Here is a 20,006-nt window from a genome sequence, read left to right as displayed (position 1 = left end):
TAAGCAGCAACTTTCTTCTCGTAATAAAAGAATAAATGATGAAGAAAGCGAAAGCTCCAGAAGCTTATTTATCAGCATAATAGATATGTCAATTAAAGGGCAGAATCGGTAAACTATGCACAAATTTGAAATTATGCAGCCTTATTTAGACTGCCTGAGTTATTGAGATAGATTAAACAATGAAAGAATCGTTACGTTTACGATTAGATCAGCTTTCTGACCGTCATGAAGAGTTAACAGCGTTATTGGCTGATGCTGAGGTTATTTCGGATAACAAGCGTTTTCGTCAATTATCACGTGAACATAGTGATTTAAGCGAAATTACAGAAGTTTGGGCAAAGTATAGACAAGCAGAAGAAGACATCGAAACTGCAAATGCCATGTTGTCTGATCCAGATTTTAAAGAAATGGCTCAAGAAGAAATTAAGGGAAATAAAGCCATTATTGAACAGCTTGAGGCTGATCTCAATATCTTGATGATTCCTAAAGATCCAAATGATGCGAATTCGGCCTATTTGGAAATCCGTGCAGGAACTGGCGGTGATGAAGCCGCTATTTTCTCTGGTGATTTATTCCGTATGTATAGCAAGTATGCTGAATCGAAAGGTTGGCGTATTGAAGTTCTTTCGGAAAATGAAGGTGAACATGGTGGTTATAAAGAAGTCATCTGCTTAGTCAATGGTGAAGGGGTGTATGGTCGCTTGAAGTTTGAAAGTGGCGCTCACCGTGTACAACGTGTTCCTGCGACAGAGTCACAAGGTCGTGTACATACTTCTGCATGTACAGTTGCGATTTTACCTGAGATTGATGTGGATACGACTGTAGACATTAATCCTTCTGATTTACGTATTGATACTTACCGCGCATCTGGTGCAGGTGGACAGCACGTCAATAAAACAGATTCAGCCGTTCGTATTACCCACATTCCTACTGGAACTGTGGTGGAATGTCAGGAAGAACGTTCACAGCATAAAAACAAAGCCAAAGCGATGGCTTTACTGGCTTCACGTTTAGAAAATGCAAAACGTGCTGCAGTAGATGCTGCAACTTCTGAAATGCGTCGTGACTTAGTGGGTTCGGGCGATCGTTCTGAACGAATCCGTACGTATAACTATCCGCAAGGTCGTATGACCGACCATCGTATCAACTTAACTTTATATAAGTTGGATGCAGTGATGGAAGGTGATTTAAACGAATTATTGGATAGTTTACATCGTGAATATCAAGCAGACCAATTGGCGATGCTTGCACAGCAAAACGGTGGCTAATGAATATTGCACAGGCTTTAGCCTTACGTGGAGAAGTGGAGAGTTACGAGCGTCAAGAAAATGCTTGGTTACTTGAGCATATTCTAAAAATTGATGCTTTTGATTTATCCCTCAAATCCGCCCAAGAACTTACCGCAGAGCAAGAGCAAGACTATGTAAATGGTTTGGCACGTATAGCAGCGGGTGAACCTTTGGCTTACGTGACGGGTTCTCAACCGTTTTGGACATTAGACTTGACTGTGACTAAAGATACTCTGGTGCCTCGCCCAGATACTGAAGTTTTGGTTGAAACGGTATTACGTCTTGATTTGCCTGAAGATACACGTGTTGTAGATTTAGGCACTGGTACGGGTGCAATCGCATTGTCATTGGCGAGTGAACGTCCCAACTGGTCTGTCATTGCAACAGATATTTATGAACCGACTTTAGAAGTTGCTCTGCATAATGCTGAAAAGCATGATTTAACACAGGTGAAGTTCTTTTTGGGTAGTTGGTTTGCTGCATTGAATCGTCAATATTTTGATGTGATTGTGTCTAATCCACCTTATATTGATGTAAAAAATGAGCATATGCTGAATTTAGCTTCTGAGCCTGAACGGGCTTTGGTCGCAGATAAACATGGCTTGGCGGATATTGAACATATTATCCAGCAGGGTAAAAAATGGTTAGCTGCGCAAGGTTGGATTGTACTTGAGCATGGCTATGATCAAGGTGAAGCCGTACGTAATATCTTTAAAGCTGCGGGTTTTAAAGAGGTCAGAACAGTTAAGGATTACGGTGGGAATGACCGCGTGACTTTGGGGAAATTGCAATAATTGTCCAGTTTTATCCTTGTAAAATTACAAAAAGCACGACCCAAGGGTTGTGCTTTTTTATGTGATTTAGTACTGCTTTAGATAATGCTATAGAGTCCTAAAAGGTTCAAAAATTAAGTTAAATTATGATGGTTTGGTTGAATTGCAGGTGGCAGTTCAATATCAAGTGATTCGGACATTTCGCGTTCAATTAAACGCACAATTGAATTTAATGGCAGATCATTGTCTTGTAACCCAAAAGGTTCTTCAATTTGTGAACTTAATGCATCTAAACCCAAAAATAAATACGCAATTAAGCCCACTAAGATTGGAGTCCAAATGCCTAAACTGGCTTCAAGACTAAAAGGTAAAATAAAGCAAAAACAATAAACGGTGCGATGTAAAAGTACAGAATATGAAAAAGGTAAAGGGGTACTTAAAATTCGATCACAACCTGCTTGAATATTGCCTAACTCAATAATATGTTGATTTAAACTATTGTAAATAATGTCGGATATTTCTGCGTTACGTAATGCGAGGACTAAATCTTTTTGAATGGCTTCAAGTACATATTGTGCAGCATTAATCTTTGTACTGAGTTGTTGTAGCTGCGCTGAATTGAAATCGACTTTATCGTGATAAAACTCGAACGATTGCGGTTGAGCTCTAAGACGATCGCGTAATAAATGAGTAAATAGCATGACGCGATACATCAAGATATTGCGACGTTCCATACTGAGAACATGCGAATCACGAGAGATATGGCGTGAATTGGCAATTAATGCACCCCAGAGTTTACGTCCTTCCCACCAACGGTCATAACAAGCATTGTTACGGAAGCTTAAAAAGATGGAGAGAATGACACCGAAAATGGTAAAACCAATGGCTGGAACCGCGGGAATAGTAAAGTAGTGATGCGAACCAAGATAAACTAAAATCGCCGAAATCAATACGACGATTAAAAGTGCGGGTAATACTTTGGGTAAGATGGTGCCAGACCATGCAAAAAGTAATCTAAAACTATTATTTTTATCTCGAACAATCATTGATCTACACCATCTCTATAACAAGAACAGTGTTCCACAGACAAACTGTGCTGTGCAAGAGACAGCGAAGTCATTTAAAAGAAAAGACGACATGAATGTCGTCTTTTCTAATTTGCTGAATTTTTTTAAATGTTAATTTAAACGAAATAGTCTGCTGAAATTTCAGAAATCTCAACTTTCGATAATGCATCAATTTCTTCTGCTAAGCAGAGTGCGACAATTTTAGAGGTATGCGTAAGCGTTGTGCCTACAGTGAGGTTTTCACCTGTTTGTAAGCGCAGGATAGCTTCATCACTGAGTTCGAGTGCCTTTGCTTTTGCCATAGCATCATGTTGCGAGAAAAATTGGGCAATCACATTTTGCAGCTCAACTTCTGAAACATTGAGTAGGCTTTGACAGAACAATTCATCTAATTCAGTCGGGGAGTTTAGAGAATGGGTAAAATTTTGCACGAGATTTTGATCAAGTACATCAATCATCTTAAACATAACGTTTACCTTTAAGTTAAGGTGATAAAACAGGAGGAGTACAGCCGAAAATAAGCATAAAATTATGCTTTAGAATTGAATGAAAAATATACTAATATGGCGTAATTTGCAATCCAATCCAGATGACTGAGCAGTAAGAAAAAACTGTATTGGTTTGATCTACTTTTCGTGAACATGCTTATTCTTTGGACTGACGATAAGCACCAGGGCTCAGTCCTGTCCATTTTTTAAAAGCACGATGAAAGGCACTTGGGTCATGAAAATTCAGTTCATCACTAATTTCATGTAGAGGTTTATCAGTTTTAGTTAAAAGTTCAATGGCTGTATCACGACGGATATCATTTTTTAATTGTTGATAATTACAGCCTTCACTATTCAGTCGGCGGCGTACGGTTGCTTCCGACATGTTGAGCTGTTGTGCCAGTACGTTCAACTCAATCCACTCAGCAGGTGGAACTTGTAGTAAATATTTACGAACCTGAGTGCTGAGCGCATGTGGATTTTTAAAGCGAACCAAGAGATTGTGTGGCGTTTGTGAAATGAACTCATACCACGATTTTTTATCCTGTTTAATTTTAATATTTAAATAGTCTCGATCAAACTCGATGATGTTTTGCAGGGTAGAATAGACAATATTGGAACAGAACCGAATACGGTAATCTTCATCCGTTACAGGTTTTTCGCACTTGAGTTGAATTAAGTTAAGGGGGATGCGTTGACTGGCTAACCAACACATTAAAGTGTGAATTAACATCAGGTAGGTTGCATAACTGAACATGCGCTTTGGCTGCTTTTTATCATGAATAATAATGCGTGCAACATGCTGCTCAAGAATTAATTCACTTTGGAAATCATCTAAAATTAAATTGAAGAATTTCAAAATATCCTTAAGTGCTTTTTCAAGCGTTTCATTCTGCATGACGGCTTTAGAAATAAATTGATAGCTGCCACGTCGCAAAGCGTGGTGATCCATACCAAAAAACTCATCATCCATACGATTAGCCAGTTCAATCCAAAGTTGGGCATATTGCGAAATAGAAACCCGCGCTTTATTGGATTGCATTAATTCTGCGGGAATTCCCGCACTTTGTAAGATCTCCTGAATATTGTGTCCTTGATGATGCGCAGAAAGTACAGCTTCCTGTACCAGACTCATCGAAATGCTGCCTTTATCGAAATTTAATGGTTGTTCACGCATGTAAGAATCCAAATCGTCAGACATTCCACTGTCCAAATCCATCATTAATAATGCAATATTTGGAAATTGTACTCAAGCTTGACAGTGTTTACTCTGAAGCTAAAGTCGAGTATGAACTTTCAAAAAGATAGGATAGGGAAATGAAAATTCAAAATAAAGTTTTTGTGGTTACAGGTGGTGCTTCAGGTTTAGGTGCTGCCACGGTTAAATATCTGATACATGCAGGAGCTCGTGTTGCTTTTGTCGATATGAACCAAGAACTGGGCTATGCCTTAAAACAACATTTGGGTGAAAATGCCAAGTTCTATCCTTTAGATGTGACCAATGAACAAAGCGTGAAGTCTTTCTTTTTAAATGTAGAGCAAGATTTTGGTCAACTCAATGGCTTAGTCAATTGTGCTGGCATTGCGCCGTCTGCAAAAATTTTGGGACGCGATGGTTTACATGACTTGGCGATGTTTCAAAAAGTCCTAGAGGTGAATGTCACGGGTAGCTTTAATATGATTCGTTTTGCTGCGGAATTGATGGCGAAGTATGAATTACAAAACGATGAAGAAGATCGAGGTGTGATTATTAATACAGCCTCCGTTGCCGCATACGATGGACAGATTGGTCAAGCAGCTTATTCGGCGTCAAAAGGTGCAATTGTGGCTATGACTTTACCGCTTGCCCGTGAACTGGCACGAAATGCGATCCGTGTAATGACAATTGCACCAGGGATTATGGAAACCCCGATGCTTAAAGGTATGCCACAAAACGTGCAAGATGCGTTAGGACAAATGGTACCGTTTCCACCGCGTTTGGCTAAACCAGAAGAATTTGCCAGTTTAGTTGGACACATTGTGGAAAATACGTATTTGAATGGCGAAGTGATTCGTCTAGATGGTGCGATTCGTATGGCACCGAAATAAAGCTAAATACGTGTATAGATAATAAGTTTGCACAATTTGGATATGCAAAAGACAGAATAGAGAATAAATAAGAGTATTTACATGATATTAAATGATGAACAAAAAATGGTTCAGGAGATGTTGCGCGATTTTTCGCAAACACAACTGAAACCCACTGCGGCTGAGCGTGATAGAACTGGGCAATTTCCTGCCGAAGAGTTAAAGCAGTTAGGTGAACTCGGTGCGTTGGGTATGACCATACCGCCAGAATGGGGTGGTGCAGGTCTGGATTATGTATCACTGGTCTTGGCTATTGAAGAAATTGCAGCGGGTGATGGTGCAATTTCCACAATTGTCAGCGTTCAAAATTCATTGCCATGTGGCATTACCTACAAATATGGTACAGAACAACAAAAGCAGAAATATCTAGCAAAACTGGCAACAGGAGAGTGGTTAGGTTGCTTTTGCTTAACCGAGCCGCAGGCAGGTTCGGATGCGGGAGCATTGCAATGTCGTGCAGAGCGTGATGGTGATACATGGGTTTTGAATGGCACAAAGCAGTTTATTACAACAGGCAAGCATGCACAGTTAGCCATTGTTTTTGCTGTGACGGATAAGTCCGCAGGGAAAAAAGGCATTTCTTGCTTCCTCGTACCAACGGATACTCCGGGGTATATCGTGTCGCGAATTGAGGAAAAAATGGGGCAGCATTGTTCAGACACAGCCACTATTGTGTTTGAGAATTGCCGAATTCCTGCGGAAAATATATTGGGTGAAGAAGGTCAAGGTTACAAGATTGCATTATCCAACTTAGAGTCAGGGCGTATTGGTATTGCAGCACAATCTGTTGGTATGGCTCGCGCGGCTTTAGATTCGGCAATTGAATACGCCAATGAACGTAAGGCTTTTGGGGTGGAATTGGTGCAGCATCAAGCTGTGGCTTTCCGTTTAGCCGACATGGCAACACAAATTGAAGCAGCACGACAGCTGATTTTGCATGCTGCAAGTCTAAAAGATGCGGGACAACCCTGTCTAAAAGAAGCTTCAATGGCAAAATTATTTGCATCTACTATGGCGGAAAGAGTCTGTTCCGACGCGATTCAAATTTATGGCGGCTATGGCTATGTGAATGATTTCCCAGTGGAACGTATTTATCGTGATGTGCGTGTTAGCCAAATTTATGAAGGTGCATCCGACATCCAGCGCTTGCTGATTGCCCGAGAGATTACCCAAGTTTAAAAACAGATTTGCACATTGAGATGGTATGTTCTTGATGTGCATAAAACAGCAATTAGATTGATGGATTTGGAAATTGATGCATCCATCAAGGCATGATTAGCTAAGTACATCACCCAATTCTAGAATAGATTGTGGAAAACAATAAAAGCTAAAAAACAAAGCGAGATGCTTTGTGCAAGGAAGAGGTTGGAGTCATGAAGACGTTACTAGAAGCCCATCAAGAGTTTAGTCTTGAAAAAGCAATTCAAGACAATTTGGTTGGAACACCACAAGCCCTAAATGCTTATGTTGAATGTTGTGCACGTTATTTGGGGCAACATAAAACGGCTTTAATCTGGGAAGGTAAACAGGGTGAATCGCAGCGTTGGAGCTTTGAGCAGTTAGATGAAGCTTCAGGTAAACTGGCGAACTATTTCCTGCAATCTGGAATTCAGGCGGGCGATTGTATCGCAGGGCTTTTGCCACGTACGCCAGAACTGCTGATTACTGTTTTAGCAACTTGGCGCATTGGAGCCATTTATCAGCCCTTATTTACTGCCTTTGAATCTAAGGCGATTGAGCATCGTATTGAGGTTGCTAAAACAAAACTGATTGTGACCAATTCTGAACAGCGCTCTAAGCTAAATCATATCCATGTCGCTCAGATTCTTACTGTACATTCTGATGAGAACGGTCTTAAAACTGATCCAGATTTCTGGCAAGAACTCGACGAAAAAAATGCGGATTGTCCTGCGGTAATGCGGCATTTTGATGATGATTTTTTGATGATGTTTACCTCGGGTACAACAGGTTTAGCCAAATCGGTACCTGTGCCATTACGTGCGATTTTGGCGTTTAAAGGTTATATGACCCATGCAGTAGATTTACGTGAAGAAGATTCTTTTTGGAACCTTGCAGACCCAGGTTGGGCTTACGGCTTATATTATGGCATTACTGGACCACTCAGTTTGGGCCATAGCATTATTATGGATGAGCGCCCATTTAATGTAGATCAGGCTATAGAGGTCATTCAAAAACATAAAGTTTCTAATTTGACAGGTTCACCGACTGCTTTTCGAATGTTCTTTGGATTCAAAGAGAAATTTAATGCGTCAATTAAACAGCATTTACGTGTGGTGAGTAGTGCAGGTGAACCGCTGACGCCAGAGGTGATTCATTGGTTTAATCATGATTTAGACGTCAATATTTATGATCAATACGGTCAAACAGAACTCGGGATGGTTATTGCTAATCATCATGCATTAGCACATCCGAAAAAAGTTGGTTCTGCGGGCTTTGCCATCCCTGGGCATCGCTTCGCAGTCCTGAATGCACAGCATCAGGAAGTAGAACAGGGTGAAGTAGGCACTTTGGCAATCGACTGTTCTAAATCCGCTTTATTCTGGTTTAAGGGTTATGATGGGCAGAATCGTAAATCCTTTGTTGGGAACTATTATTTGACAGGTGATATGGTTCAATTGAATGAGTTTGGTGGTATTGATTTTATTGGACGTGATGATGATGTCATTACAACGTCAGGCTATCGTGTTGGGCCTTTTGATGTTGAAAGCACATTATTAGAGTGTGAGGAAGTTCTTGAATCTGCTGTGATTGGAAAGCCAGATCCAGAGCGCACTGAAATTGTGAAAGCATTTGTCGTCTTGAAACCACAATATCCGGCGAGTGAAGATTTGAACCAAAAATTACAGCAATATGTCCGCTCTCGTTTATCGAAACATGCTTATCCTAAAGAAATTGAATTTGTAGAAAGCCTGCCTAAAACATCTAGTGGTAAAATTCAACGTAATCTTTTAAAACAACAAGAGATTGCTTTGCAAAAAATGCAGCATGCTTGTTAATCTCTTTCGGTTAAATCCTTCTTGCTTTTGCGCCCTTCGGGGCGTTTTTTTATATCAATTACTTGGATTACTTTTGTAATTTTTAAATATATTTTTCATGTGATTTAAATTTGTAAAAAGCCTTTACAGAGAATAAATGAGCGATATAATGCCAACATTCTTACATAAGTGTGCCATAAGTCACTTTTTTGGGGTTGTTTATGAAAAAAATCATTCTTTCTTCAGTTATTGCTACTTTTGCATTTTCTTCTATTGCTACTCATGCAGCAGGGACTGATACAACACAGTTTCAAGTAAAGATCACTGTGAATGAATCTTGTAAATTTACCTCTAAAGATGATGTGGTATTTGGTGCTGTTGATCGCTCAACCAGTACGGATAGTACGGCCACGGGTCAATTGAATGTAACTTGCACATTAAACACACCTTATAAAATTGCCTTAGCGGGTACTGGTGCAATGCAGAATACAAATACTGGATCAACCAGTAAAGTTCCGTATAAATTGTATCAAGATGCAGCACGTAAAACGGAATGGGATGCAATCAATTTATTAGGCAAAACAGGTAGCGGTAAAGATCAAGCAATCCCTGTTTATGCTAAATTGGCAGGCGATACCAATGTTGAAGCGGGGAACTACGTAGATACAGTGGTTGCGACTGTAACTTACTAAGTTTGAAGTTGAATTTATAGAGTGACGCAATATATGAACAAATTTATTCCAAGTATTTGTGCTGCGATTGTTTCACTCTGTTCGTTTCATCTTTCAGCCGCGAGCTTGCAGGTTTCACCGATTTCCGTGACATTCTCGACTGGTGAAAAAGCCAAAGAAATTTGGCTAACCAATACCAGTGATCAACCGATTCGCGCACAAACGCGTGTACTTGGCTGGACTCAGGCTGAAGGAAAAGATCAACTCAATGCTTCAAAAGATTTAGTGGCAAGCCCTTCGATTACAGAGATTAAAGCGGGCGATCGTCAATTGATTCGCGTATTGAACATGCATGTGCAAAATACGGTTCAGGAACAGACATATCGATTATTGATTGATGAGCTGCCGAATTCGAGTCAGAGTGGTCAACAAACTGGACTACAACTTTTACTGCAATATTCCATTCCTGTATTTGTTCAATCAACAGAAATGATGCCATCGAAAAGTGGATTAACCTCACTTGATCAAGTGAGCTTTAACTACCACAATCAGCAATTAACCATTCACAACAATGGTAAAAGCCATATTCGATTAAGTGAATTAAGTTATATCAATCCTAATGGTGTCAAAATCCCTTTAATTCAGGGTTTAGTGGGATATGTACTGAATGGACAAACCATGCAGTGGAATATCCCAGTTCATGTACAAATGCAACCTAATGGTAAGTTTGAAGCGCGAATAAATACAGATGGTTTAGCTCAGACATTGCCTATTCCGTAATTGGTGATGAACAAGTTTGTTTACCGCAGTGCGCTTTTTCAGATGCTGCTTTGTACATCGTCATTACATGCACAAGTCACTCAGCCCCATGAGATGGTTCAGCCCAGTTCCGATATCATTGATCAGCAAGAACTCTATTTAAGTGTGGTATTGAATCAAGCATCTAGTTCGGTCTACGGACATTTTATTCAGACATCGCAAGATTTGTTAATCTCCCGCGAAACACTACAAGAATTACAGTTAAACATTCATGCTGCAGATGCCTTGGGTCATACGGGGTTTATTGCTTTATCGCAAATTAAAGGACTCAGTTATCACTATAATTCAGCAGAACAACACATTGACTTAACCGTACCCATGGAAGTTTTGCAGGCAAATACAACCTCGGGTTATGAGCAAATTCCTCGCGCTAAAGTCAATCCTGCGCAGATTAAGCCAGGCGTGTTATTGAACTATGATCTTTATTCCCAAGCAACTGAAGATGTTTGGTCTTTAAGTGGGTGGAATGAATTACGCTTATTTGGTGTGGGAACGGGCAATATATTCAGTGTTTCTGCCAATCATGCCTATACCAAAACCAAAACGACCGATGAGCTTACAAGCCAGATTTTAGATACCTATTGGCAAAAAGATTTTGCTGATCGGGCGATTACTTTGACGGTAGGGGATAGTCAATCCCGTGCTTTAGAATGGACACGTTCAACGCGTATTTCGGGAATAAAAATAGCTAAAAATTTCAATTTACAACCGTATCAAGTCACATCACCACTAGAGTCCTTTAAAGGTTCGGTGCTTGTACCTTCGACTGTCGATTTATTAATTAATGGCATACAGCAAAGTACCAGTGATGTGCTTCCAGGACAATTCGATATACAGGCATCACCGTCAATTACTGGGGCGGGTAATGCACAGCTTCTCATAACCGATTTAAATGGTCAGCAACGTGTTGTGAATTTTTCATTGTTTGGAACCTCACAATTGTTGCAAAAAGGCTTATCTGATTGGGAGGTTAATCTGGGGGTGAACAAGCTTGATTATGCTGTTAAATCATTTAGTTATGGAGATGAACCTGTTGTTAATGCAACATTGCGACATGGTTTAAGTAATAATACGACTCTTGAAAGTCATGCTGAATATTCCAGTGATGTCGCTTTGGCGGGATTAGGTATTATTCATCGTTTGCCAAATAGTTGGGGTATTTTGAATGGTGCCTATAGCTACAGTGAATTAAACCAAAAACTGGGGCAATCTTATGCTATCGGTTATGAATGGAATAATCCTTATGTTAATTTCTCTCTACATCATCAGCAAAGTGATGGCAATTTCGGTGATTTAGCAAGTGCGCTTGGTTATGGTTATATCCAACAGTCAGACCATGCTTTCTTGGGGGTAAATACAGATTATGGTCAATTTGGTGGTAGTTATGTGGCACAAAAAAATCAAAATTCTGAAAATAAATATTTGATCTTTAACTGGTCATATTATTTTCCTTCCAAAAAATATTTAACTGTGAATATGACCCGAAATTTAAATGAGCAAGAAAATACTTTTTTTCTGTCTTTGAATATACCGCTAGACCGTCAGACCAATGCGACCTTAAATGCGCAACAGGACACAGACCGAAATAAGCTTTCTGCCAATATTCGTAAAACAGCAATACAGAACGAAGATGATTGGGGCTGGCAAACAAATCTTGAGTTTAGTGACAGCAACAACTATAGCGTGCAAGGACAGCTTCAGCGGGAAACGCAGACGGGCGAATGGGATATCGGTTTACAAAGTGCCAAGATTAATACTGAAGACTACACCACGGTGGTTGGCTCTGCTCGAGGCAGTTTAGTGATGATGGAAAAGTCAGTGTTTCCAATGCGACAATCCTTGAACTCTTTTGCTGTGGTTTCAACCGAAGGGGTTTCCGATATTCCAGTCCGATTAGAAAATCGCGTGGTAGGGAAAACCAATCAAAAGGGTTTAATGCTCATCGATACCTTAAATCCGTATCAGCATAACGATATTTCAATTGATACTTTAGATTTACCTTTGGAATATAAAATTGAAACTACACGTATAGATGCAGTACCGTATAACGCTAGTGGTGTGGTGGTTCAATTTCCAATTTATAAAATGCGCGCCATTCAATTGAGTGCAACAGATCAGCAAGGTGCACCATTAAAAATGGGCAGTCGTGTTTGGGTACAAGATACTTTGCCTGATTTGGCATCCGCAGAGCACACGATTGTAGGTCGTGACGGGATGATTTATCTTGAGAATCCGTCATCTCAACAGCTTTATGTTGAACAAGACGATGCAGTTTGTAAGGTGGTTTTACCAGATTTTAGTCAACAATACGGCTTTCTGGATATGGGGAACGTACAATGTCGCTAAGTCTTTTCTCTCAAAAAACAATAATTCGAGCCTTGAGTTTATATAGTCTATTTGCAGTCATTATCATTCTTGGTGCAACATGGCTGAGCCCTTCAGCTCATGCAGCTACGGGAAGTTGCTGGTTGTCAGGGCCTGCCTTAAATTTTGGCTCAGTTTCTAGCAAAGGCAAAAGTAATTACACCAACTGGCAAGTGACGTGTAATCAATATGGACATAAACAAACAGTGAATGTTGCATTATGTCCGTATGCCACAGCAGGGGGATTGGGCCTATTGAATAATAGGCGCCAGATGGTCAATTATTCTATTTGGCCGCAGAGTTATTTATCCTATGACTTGTTTTATGACGCCGCTTTAACAAAACGCATTGATACGAAAGCTGATTTATCGACGTTACAGTGTATATATAAAACTATATCGGTTAATGAAAACAGCAAAGTATTCAATTTGCCTTTATATGGATTGGTGTATTCGGGCCAAAATGTCACCGCAGGTAGTTTTAGGAATAATAATGATATTGCGGTCACCTTATTATACGGCTTTAGCGAAGAGAGGCAGCTCAGCACAGAAGAGGTGATGGCAAAACAATCCTCGAATAAGACTTCAAATAGCCTAAGCGTAACTGCTAATTATGAAAATAGTTGTAACCTTATGGCAGCCTCAGATTTAAATTTTGGTCATATTGATGATTTATCTAAAGGTGTTACGAGTAGTACAACCGTGAATCTGTCTTGTCCACTCAATACAACATGGAAAGTAGGCTTGGACCAAGGGTTGAATTATGATGGTACACATCGCCGTATGCGAAATGGAACAGAGTACATTACGTATGAACTCTATCAAGATGCGGCTCATAAGCAGCCTTGGAGCAATACGAATACTTCACAGGGGGCGGGAACCAATGGGACACAAACAATTCAAATTTATGGGAAAGTCCCGCAAAGTACATCAAGTGTTCCGCCAGGTGAGTATCAAGATACCATTACAGTCACCTTAACTTATTAATAGGTAATCACAGCAGTGACTTTGTCACTGTAAACCCCTGTTGGAACGTCTGTATCGGATTGATTCACTGTTCCCCATACAGGTACAGTCTGGGCACGTCCAGTACCCGTATTGCGATAAGCATTTTGAGTTTCACTCCCCCAAAGAGTCGTACGATTGGCATCCTGATAGAGGTCGTAAGGAATACTGAAGTTATTTACCTCTGTTGAGGTCATTTTTCGTTGACTTTGTAATGCAATGTTGTAAGGCGTGCCTTGGGTACACGTTACCGCAAGATGAGTACTTTGCATATTGGGCTTCGATGCACGATTGACTGTACCAAAATCCAAGTTTGTTCCATTCGCTGTTTTGATATTACACATTTCTTTAATGGTAATGCTGACATTAAATGAAGTCGAGTCTTGTTGCGCTGCATAAATATAGACAGATGCTGCGGCTAAAGTACATGCGAAAAAGGCAGAATAATACAGTTTCATAAAGTGCGCGTTTTATACATTTATACGTTTTATTTCAGCATACCTGAAATATATAACTTCGTCTGAAGTTAAATCATGTAACTGTTCATATTCTAACTCAATGGTGCTTAGTGGGCTGAAGAAGTCACATATTCAGTGTGATAATACTTAGTCGCCAAAGCTTAGTTATCCCTTATAATCGCTCAGTAGTGATATAAAACTCTCAACGGAAGAACAGTGAACTTGGTATCTGAAAATGATCTGGAATTAACAGACGAAGAAATGCATTTATATAGCCGACAGATCTTGTTGGACGGTTGGGATTTAGAGGCGCAAGAAAAACTAAAATTAGCCAATGTTCTGATTGTAGGATGTGGTGGAATTGGTTGTACCGTTGCAGAGTTATTGGCACGAGCAGGGGTTGGTAAAATTACCCTGATTGATGCCGATCATATTGAAACGAGTAATTTGCAGCGGCAAATTGCATTTACTCAATCGGACATTGGTTTTTATAAAGCTGAGATCTTGGCGAAACGTTTAGCTCAAATTAATCCCTATATTCGAGTCGAACATCATGTTGCTAAGCTCGATGAAACCAATGCCACATTATTGATAAGCTCGCAAGATTTAGTGCTTGATGGTTGTGATAATTTCACCACGCGTTATTTGGTTAACCAAGTTTGTAAACAGCAAAATGTTGCCTTGATTAGTGCCTCTGCAATTGGTTTTCAAGGACAATTATTTATGGTGGAAGGGGATTCCGCTTGTTACAACTGTCTATTTCCTAAAGAACAGCATAACAATGAGAGCCTACGCTGTGCCGATTCTGGTGTGCTTTCGACTACGCCGAATGTGATGGCCAGTTTACAAGCGCATCATACTTTATTGTATTTAGGTTTAAACCGTATGCCATTATTGCAAAAACTGCTGCTCTGGGATGGTTTAAGTATGAAACAACGAATTTTGGCATTTGAGAAAGATCAAAATTGTCCAGACTGTCAGGCAAGATCATCCTTAAAGTCTTAATTTTTTGTTAAACTCACGACTATGCATTTTTAACTACATTTAAATATGATGAAAAATAATATCTGGCTAGATGGACTGCGTTCAGTTGCCCGTATGGGGGAAACCGCAGTTGTTGCGGCAAAGGCTGGCTTTAAATATGCAACTGAAAAGCCAACCAACGCCAAGTTGATGCGTGAAACCTTTGAAGATTTAGGTTCGACTTATATTAAGTTAGGTCAATTTATTGCAAGTACGCCGTCGTTATTTCCGCGTGAATTTGTCGAGGAATTTCAAGGCTGTCTAGATCAGACACCATCTTTACCGTTTAGTTATGTGCAGCAGGTTTTGGCTTCCGAATTTGCTGGTCGTAATTTAGATGAAATTTTTGCTTCAATTGAGGAAAAGCCGTTGGCTTCAGCGTCAATTGCGCAAGTGCATGCTGCAAAACTGGTTACAGGTGAAGATGTTGTACTGAAAATTCAAAAACCGGGTGTAGAAACAATTCTCTATACCGATTTGAATGTCTTGCACTGGGCCACCAAAATTTTGGAAAAGGCAGTACCCAAAGTTAAATTTGCTTCATTGGCAGATATTGTTGATGAAATTAAAACCCGTATGGTGCGTGAAGTCGACTTTATTGAAGAAGCGCAAAATATTGATGATTTCGTCAATTATTTAAATGCGACGAACAACAAAGCGGCAACAGCACCAAAGGTTTATCATCAGTTTTCAACCCGCCGTGTATTGACGATGCAACGTCTATTCGGTGTGCCTTTGACTGATTTTGAAGTGGTAAAAAAATACTCTAAAGATCCATCACAAGTGCTCATTACTGCTATGAACACGTGGTTTGGCAGTCTTATGATGTGTAATAGCTTCCATGCAGATTTGCATGCAGGCAATTTAATGCTGCTTGAAGATGGACGCATTGGTTTTATTGACTTTGGTATTGTGGGGCAATTGAAACCTGAAGTTTGGACTGCATGTATGGCATTTATGGATGCGCTACAAAGAACAAACTACACGTTGATGGCTGAAAGTATGCTTGGAATGGGGATGACCGATGTCGCTATAGATACTCATGTTTTGGCTGCGGATTTAGAGCGCTTATTTAGCGGTGTATTGCTGGCAGACCCACAAGAAATTTTGAGTTCTAACCCTGCGGACTTAAATGACATTATGATGGATATGGTTGCTGTCGGAGAGCGTCATGGGATTCGCTTCCCGCGCGATTTTGCCTTACTGTTTAAACAAATGTTGTATTTCGATCGATTTATGCGCGTCCTTGCACCTTATACTGATATTTATGCAGACCAGCGTTTGCAAATGGTGCAAACTATTGATCCAAGTTTGATGTTGAAAAATTAATATTCAAATTTCTACTGCGCTATTCATGGTTAAAATGCAATGTGCCTAAGCCATGGATAGTTTGAAATTTAAGGATCATGTTATGGATGCGATAGTCATTGAAGGCTTAAAGGTGAATACTGTGGTGGGTTGCTTCAATTGGGAGCGACAGATCATTCAGCCTTTAATGTTAGATTTGATGATTCATACCAATTTAGAAGCAGCAGCTTGTTCAGATGAGCTTGAAGATACTTTAAATTATGCTGAAATTTGCAGCATTTCTGCAGAAGTGATTCAAGAAGCCCAACCTAAATTAATTGAACATGCTGCAAAATTGGTACTTAATGCGCTTTTTTCTACCTATCCTGCAATAGAATCGATTAAAATTACGATTCGTAAGCCTGCCATTATTGCAGAAGCAAATTCTGTAGGAATTCGTATTGAACGCCACCGAAACGATTTACGCCCTAGCACTGGCGAGTAATCTTAATCCTCAGCAAAATTTTCGTTACGCTTATCAACAGGTCTGCGCGCTTGGTGCGGTCGAGTTTTCCAAAATTTATGTGATTCCATGTCGTGATGCTGTGGGGGCAGATTATTGGAATGCAGCTTGTCTATTGCATTCAAAATTAAACCCTGAGCAAATCATTGTACAATTAAAACAATGGGAATCCGATTCAGGTCGTGTTCGTCCATCTCATCAAATATCACTTGATGTTGATCTTATTGCATGGGGAATGTCGTTAGAGCAGATGCAATTTAATCCTAAGAAAATGCCTTTAGCACTCGATGTAAAAATTCCAATGGCAGATGTCTGGCCAGATCCAAGTTTTGAAGATTCCAAACATCAGTTCCCCACGGTGAAATGCCTTGAGGTTATTAACATATAAAAACGCGTCTTTTCGGGTTACTGTTTTAAAATGATCCTTGAAACAGCTAAAAGAGATTCGCTGTTATGAAAATTCGTTTTTTTCTATGTGCATTGCTCAGTAGTTTAGTCGTTGCATGTAGCTCAAATGCTCCCATCGAGAATACAGAAACAGCGCAGCCGCCAAGCTCAACGACGGATTTGGCTGGTGATGAAACGATGCTGCGAGCACTTAAACAAGCTGTCTATTTGTCTATTCAGGAACAGCCTTTATATCAATATGCATTCTATGATTTGAATCATGATGGTATTCAAGATGCAGTTGTGATGTTAAGAGGGTTGAACTGGTGTGGTACAGGTGGATGTACGGTATTGGTTTTTCAGGGCATGAGTCATGAGAAATTCCAACCCCACAGTAAAATGACCGTAACTGATGTGCCGATAGTTGCTTTAAATAGCAAAACACAAGGTTGGTCAGATTTGTCGGTTTATTCACGAGGCGTGGGACAAGTCATTCTAAAATTTAATGGTCGAAGTTATCCGGGTAATCCTTCGCTTGAACCCAAATATACAGGTAATTTACAACAGACTGGAAATAGGGTTCTGATTCAATAATGAAATTTGACGTATAAAAAAGCAGTGCCATTTGGCACTGCTTTTTACTGCAAAAATAGATTGAGTCGATTAAATAAAATAACTGGTTTTAGTCATGAGTTTTGAAATGGCGGTCATGGTCATACGAACAGGCATTGGTAAATCGACACCACCTGCATTGAGTGCAGTATCACGATGATGCAGTTCATCTTCGTTCATTTGTTCTAAAATCTTACGAGAACGGTTATCTTGCGCAGGAAGTTGGCTAATATGGTGCTGCAAATGCAGACTGACTTGACGTTCAGTTTCGGCTACAAAACCAAGACTATATTTGTCACCTGCAATACCAGCCAGTGCCCCCATACCAAAAGACAAGCTATACCAGATTGGATTTAATAAGCTGGTATGGCTATCGAGTTCTTTTAAGCGGTCTTCACACCATGCTAAGTGATCTTGCTCTTCAAGAGCCGCTTTTTCCATTTCACGACGGACATTCGGTAGCTTCGCAGTGAGAGCTTGCCCATGATATAAGGCTTGAGCACATACTTCACCACTATGGTTGACACGCATGAGTCCTGCCACATGACGTGCTTCACTTACAGCCAATTGCGTTTCTTCTGGAGCAGCAGGATTTTCTCGCTGCGCTGCGGTCGTCCCTGGCACGAGACTACGAAGTGCTTGGTCAAAAGAGTTAATGAGCTTATCAATGCCCGTATAGTGACGCATAGGGTTAATCCTCTAAAGAGACTTGAGCAGTGTGGAGTAGTGGTTTTAGACGAACCAGTAGCCAAACGCTAAAAATTGCACTCAGTACAGCGGTAATGCAGAACAGTATTTTAATATCAATTTTTAAAATACTTAAAATGATAATGGAAAAAATAGCCGAACTGACCATAAATACAGCATTTAAGATGTTATTCGCAGCAACTACACGGGCGCGGTGTGAACGAGGTGAATGTGCTTGCATCATGGCGTAGAGCGGAACAATGTAAAAACCTCCACTGATACCCAGCATGGTAACTGCCAACATGACATGATAATAGCTCCAGCCGCGTTGAAATACATCTGCGAGATGTAAAAGCTCACCGGTTTCTACTGGAACAAAAGCAAGACTGGCAGCCAAATATAAAGCAAATACAGTTAAACCAATGGCGCCAATCGGAACCATTTTTAAATTAACTTCTGTTCCACCAATTCTGCGACATAGCAATGAACCAATGCCTATTCCTACAGAGAAAAAAGTGAGCAATAGACTGACCACATTCTCAGATGCATGCAAATTTTGCTGCGTAAGTTGCGGGATTTGGGTTAAATAGGTTGCTCCATAAAACCAATACCAAGAGTTACCCAATAGCACCAAATAAATGAGTGGAATGCTTTTCGCATACTTTAATGTTTGAAAACTGGTTCTGAAAAAGTTCCAATCAATCTCTAAATGAGGTGTAGCCACATTTTGTTTAAGAATAAATCGACTGGAAAAGTAACCCAAAATAGCAATCGTAACGATGGTCAGGCTAATCCAGAGTAAATTACCTTCCGAAGCAGAAATGACCGCTCCACCTAAGATCATACCGATTAAGATCGCCATTGAGGTGCCTGATTGGAACAAGGCATTTCCTGACATTAATTCGTTGGGTTTTAAAATTTCAGGCAGGATGGCATATTTAATGGGCCCAAAAAAAGTAGAGTGCGTGCCCATAAGAAATAGAGCGAGTAACAATAGCCATAAATGTCCAAGTAAAAAACCTGCACTACCAATCAGCATGATGACAATTTCAAGAATTTTAATGCCACGGACCAAGCGAGCACGTTCATATTTGTCAGCAATTTGTCCTGCTGTCGCTGAAAAAATGAAGTACGGGAGAATAAACAACAGCGCTGCAAGGTTATTGAGTGTACTCACACTGGCACTTTGTTGATTAATCCATCCATAGGTAATGACCAACAATAAGGCTTGTTTATAGACATTGTCGTTTAATGCCCCTAAAAACTGAGTCACAAACATCGGTAAAAAACGCCGAGTGCTTAAAAGATGTTCTTTTTTTTCCATGACAATGTGAACTTCATAAAGTTTTATTAAGAAATGTGAGCATCTGGTAAAATAGCCATGAAAATCATGTATGATATTTTAATCTTATGCTGTGGTGAAAAAATCAA

The 20,006-nt window shown here is 40.0% G+C and carries 20 protein-coding genes; 14 read left to right on the top strand and 6 right to left on the bottom strand.

The features are described 5' to 3' along the window. Nucleotides 1-179: 179 nt before the first annotated feature. Together prfA and prmC are read left to right on the top strand one after the other, a co-directional pair. The gene (gene prfA, locus E0H87_RS00630) at nucleotides 180-1,268 is read left to right on the top strand and encodes a peptide chain release factor 1 (protein ID WP_131321452.1); all 1,089 of its coding nucleotides are present in this window, start codon (nucleotides 180-182) and stop codon (nucleotides 1,266-1,268) included. Further along, on the top strand, nucleotides 1,268-2,083 hold the full coding sequence (prmC, locus tag E0H87_RS00625) for a peptide chain release factor N(5)-glutamine methyltransferase (RefSeq protein WP_131321450.1): 816 nt from the start codon (nucleotides 1,268-1,270) through the stop codon (nucleotides 2,081-2,083). The genes prfA and prmC overlap by 1 nt, the downstream gene beginning before the upstream one ends. 113 nt (nucleotides 2,084-2,196) lie before the next feature. Here the strand turns inward: prmC and E0H87_RS00620 are convergent, their stop codons facing one another. The 3 genes from E0H87_RS00620 to E0H87_RS00610 form a co-directional block, all read right to left on the bottom strand. Next, on the bottom strand, nucleotides 2,197-3,108 hold the full coding sequence (locus E0H87_RS00620; RefSeq protein WP_131321448.1) for a bestrophin family protein: 912 nt from the start codon (nucleotides 3,106-3,108) through the stop codon (nucleotides 2,197-2,199). Between the two features lie 137 nt (nucleotides 3,109-3,245). Then, nucleotides 3,246-3,596 carry a hypothetical protein gene (locus tag E0H87_RS00615; protein WP_131321446.1) on the bottom strand — a complete coding sequence of 117 codons (351 nt, stop codon included), beginning with the start codon at nucleotides 3,594-3,596 and terminating at the stop codon, nucleotides 3,246-3,248. A gap of 178 nt (nucleotides 3,597-3,774) precedes the next feature. Beyond that, nucleotides 3,775-4,794 carry an AraC family transcriptional regulator gene (locus E0H87_RS00610; RefSeq protein WP_171458322.1) on the bottom strand — a complete coding sequence of 340 codons (1,020 nt, stop codon included), beginning with the start codon at nucleotides 4,792-4,794 and terminating at the stop codon, nucleotides 3,775-3,777. A 140-nt stretch (nucleotides 4,795-4,934) separates the two neighbouring features. Between E0H87_RS00610 and E0H87_RS00605 the strand changes: the two genes are divergently transcribed. The 7 genes from E0H87_RS00605 to E0H87_RS00575 all read left to right on the top strand — a co-directional run bounded on the left by E0H87_RS00605 (nucleotide 4,935) and on the right by E0H87_RS00575 (nucleotide 13,580). After that, nucleotides 4,935-5,705, top strand: a complete 771-nt coding sequence (locus tag E0H87_RS00605; protein ID WP_131321442.1) for a 3-hydroxyacyl-CoA dehydrogenase — start codon at nucleotides 4,935-4,937, stop codon at nucleotides 5,703-5,705. Nucleotides 5,706-5,786: 81 nt separating this feature from the next. Then, a complete protein-coding gene (locus tag E0H87_RS00600) occupies nucleotides 5,787-6,923 on the top strand; it encodes an acyl-CoA dehydrogenase (RefSeq protein ID WP_131321440.1) in 1,137 nt (378 codons plus the stop codon). Between the two features lie 194 nt (nucleotides 6,924-7,117). Further along, nucleotides 7,118-8,761: an AMP-binding protein gene (locus E0H87_RS00595; RefSeq protein WP_131321438.1), complete on the top strand. Its 1,644-nt coding sequence runs from the start codon at nucleotides 7,118-7,120 to the stop codon at nucleotides 8,759-8,761. A 200-nt stretch (nucleotides 8,762-8,961) separates the two neighbouring features. Continuing rightward, on the top strand, nucleotides 8,962-9,432 hold the full coding sequence (locus E0H87_RS00590) for a spore coat U domain-containing protein (protein ID WP_227547288.1): 471 nt from the start codon (nucleotides 8,962-8,964) through the stop codon (nucleotides 9,430-9,432). A gap of 33 nt (nucleotides 9,433-9,465) precedes the next feature. Further along, on the top strand, nucleotides 9,466-10,191 hold the full coding sequence (locus E0H87_RS00585; protein ID WP_131321433.1) for a molecular chaperone: 726 nt from the start codon (nucleotides 9,466-9,468) through the stop codon (nucleotides 10,189-10,191). 6 nt (nucleotides 10,192-10,197) lie between these two features. After that, complete coding sequence (locus E0H87_RS00580; RefSeq protein WP_131321431.1) at nucleotides 10,198-12,576, top strand: fimbria/pilus outer membrane usher protein; 2,379 nt, start codon at nucleotides 10,198-10,200, stop codon at nucleotides 12,574-12,576. Further along, nucleotides 12,567-13,580 carry a spore coat protein U domain-containing protein gene (locus E0H87_RS00575; protein ID WP_131321429.1) on the top strand — a complete coding sequence of 338 codons (1,014 nt, stop codon included), beginning with the start codon at nucleotides 12,567-12,569 and terminating at the stop codon, nucleotides 13,578-13,580. Before E0H87_RS00580 ends, E0H87_RS00575 begins: the two co-directional genes overlap by 10 nt. Here the strand turns inward: E0H87_RS00575 and E0H87_RS00570 are convergent. After that, nucleotides 13,577-14,056: a spore coat U domain-containing protein gene (locus tag E0H87_RS00570; RefSeq protein ID WP_131321427.1), complete on the bottom strand. Its 480-nt coding sequence runs from the start codon at nucleotides 14,054-14,056 to the stop codon at nucleotides 13,577-13,579. The genes E0H87_RS00575 and E0H87_RS00570 overlap by 4 nt on opposite strands. 261 nt (nucleotides 14,057-14,317) lie before the next feature. On the opposite strand from E0H87_RS00570, the gene E0H87_RS00565 reads away from it, so the two are divergent. The 5 genes from E0H87_RS00565 (at nucleotide 14,318) to E0H87_RS00545 (ending at nucleotide 17,870) form a co-directional block, all read left to right on the top strand. Then, nucleotides 14,318-15,061 (top strand): HesA/MoeB/ThiF family protein, encoded by a 744-nt coding sequence (locus E0H87_RS00565; protein ID WP_131322478.1) that lies wholly within the window; start codon nucleotides 14,318-14,320, stop codon nucleotides 15,059-15,061. Nucleotides 15,062-15,109: 48 nt separating this feature from the next. Beyond that, the gene (locus E0H87_RS00560; protein ID WP_131322477.1) at nucleotides 15,110-16,408 is read left to right on the top strand and encodes an ABC1 kinase family protein; all 1,299 of its coding nucleotides are present in this window, start codon (nucleotides 15,110-15,112) and stop codon (nucleotides 16,406-16,408) included. An 82-nt stretch (nucleotides 16,409-16,490) separates the two neighbouring features. Beyond that, nucleotides 16,491-16,871 (top strand): dihydroneopterin aldolase, encoded by a 381-nt coding sequence (folB, locus tag E0H87_RS00555; protein WP_131321425.1) that lies wholly within the window; start codon nucleotides 16,491-16,493, stop codon nucleotides 16,869-16,871. Next, nucleotides 16,828-17,277 (top strand): 2-amino-4-hydroxy-6-hydroxymethyldihydropteridine diphosphokinase, encoded by a 450-nt coding sequence (locus tag E0H87_RS00550; RefSeq protein WP_131321423.1) that lies wholly within the window; start codon nucleotides 16,828-16,830, stop codon nucleotides 17,275-17,277. Before folB ends, E0H87_RS00550 begins: the two co-directional genes overlap by 44 nt. A 65-nt stretch (nucleotides 17,278-17,342) precedes the next feature. Beyond that, nucleotides 17,343-17,870: a hypothetical protein gene (locus tag E0H87_RS00545; RefSeq protein ID WP_131321421.1), complete on the top strand. Its 528-nt coding sequence runs from the start codon at nucleotides 17,343-17,345 to the stop codon at nucleotides 17,868-17,870. 69 nt (nucleotides 17,871-17,939) lie between these two features. Here E0H87_RS00545 and coq7 read toward each other — a convergent pair whose 3' ends face one another. Together coq7 and E0H87_RS00535 are read right to left on the bottom strand one after the other, a co-directional pair. Continuing rightward, nucleotides 17,940-18,575, bottom strand: coding sequence for a 2-polyprenyl-3-methyl-6-methoxy-1,4-benzoquinone monooxygenase (gene coq7, locus E0H87_RS00540; protein ID WP_131321419.1), 636 nt, complete (start codon nucleotides 18,573-18,575; stop codon nucleotides 17,940-17,942). A gap of 4 nt (nucleotides 18,576-18,579) precedes the next feature. After that, nucleotides 18,580-19,899, bottom strand: a complete 1,320-nt coding sequence (locus E0H87_RS00535) for an MFS transporter (protein ID WP_131321417.1) — start codon at nucleotides 19,897-19,899, stop codon at nucleotides 18,580-18,582. Nucleotides 19,900-20,006 lie beyond the last annotated feature (107 nt).

This window comes from Acinetobacter sp. ANC 4178 (assembly GCF_004331175.1).
Classification (GTDB): domain Bacteria; phylum Pseudomonadota; class Gammaproteobacteria; order Pseudomonadales; family Moraxellaceae; genus Acinetobacter.
Note: the sequence above shows the minus strand (reverse complement) of the source record. Positions and strands in the feature narration are given on the sequence as shown.